Genomic DNA, 973 nt, shown 5'->3' on the forward strand with positions numbered 1-973 from the left:
GAGCAGTACAGTGACTATGGGGCTATAGCTGTATGAAACTGTCCGAAGTGTTGTTGTAAGAAAGTCTTTAAGAAACAGATGGGATAATTATGAGAGAGTTAGAGTTAAAAATTGATAGAAGTACTTTTAGTTTGTTGTGGATGTCTTTACACGCAAGAGAAAATGAGCTTTTAAGCAGGGTGGAGCAGTTTGGTGAAGACTCTGATGAAGGTGCTGACGCCTTGAACGATATTGTAGCCTTGAGGCTATATAAGCGTGAGCTGAAGGAGCAGGCTGAGAAGGTTTTTGATAAAAATGCTTTTATTGTTAGTGATGAGTCTTACCAATAGCTGCATGTTGGGTGAAAGAAGTAGTTTATAGATAGTACTTATTTTCGGGTTTTAGAGTTATGCCAAAGATTAGAATACAGCACTTTACAAAAAACAATAGTCTCATTGGTGAGCCTGTATTTATTGAATCTAGTTATATCCCAAGAGTGGGTGAACTCCTAGATTCTTCACATATTCTTGATAGATCTACTAATAACATCTATATAGTTACTGGGTTGGTTCACCGTATAGCTGAAGAAGGTTTACTACCTTGTATAACAGTTCAACATTGGCATCGAGGTCTTAGGTCTGAACTTCTCAAAGAATATGGTTGGTTGCCGCAATCCAGTGATACGATATGTGCATACGATGAAGATGGATATCTTGATTGATATTAAAAGTTTAAGTAAGTAGTGAATCATTGAAGGGCTAGATATTACTGGAGAATTTTTGTGCCTAGCCCAGGCCAGCTGATGGTCAGTGGTTTATGTGAGAGTTGGGGGAGGTTTTATAGGCAAGGGTAGTAAAAACCTACTCTTGCCTTGATGGTTATTGGATACTGTGTAGGTTACATTAGTTTTTGTTATACATTCTGCGGGCCTGGTAAGGGGGAGGCTGTAATTTAAATTGTGTAACTGCTCATGCCCCCATACTCTATACCGGAG

The 973-nt window shown here is 38.8% G+C and carries 1 protein-coding gene; it reads left to right on the plus strand.

The window, feature by feature from the left end; all coding sequences use genetic code 11:
- Window positions 1-89 precede the first annotated feature (89 nt).
- Complete coding sequence (locus MO867_RS22230) at window positions 90-329, plus strand: hypothetical protein (RefSeq protein ID WP_252473237.1); 240 nt, start codon at window positions 90-92, stop codon at window positions 327-329.
- The last annotated feature ends 644 nt before the right edge of the window (window positions 330-973 follow it).

The organism is Microbulbifer okhotskensis (assembly GCF_023895975.1).
Classification (GTDB): Bacteria; Pseudomonadota; Gammaproteobacteria; order Pseudomonadales; family Cellvibrionaceae; genus Microbulbifer; species Microbulbifer okhotskensis.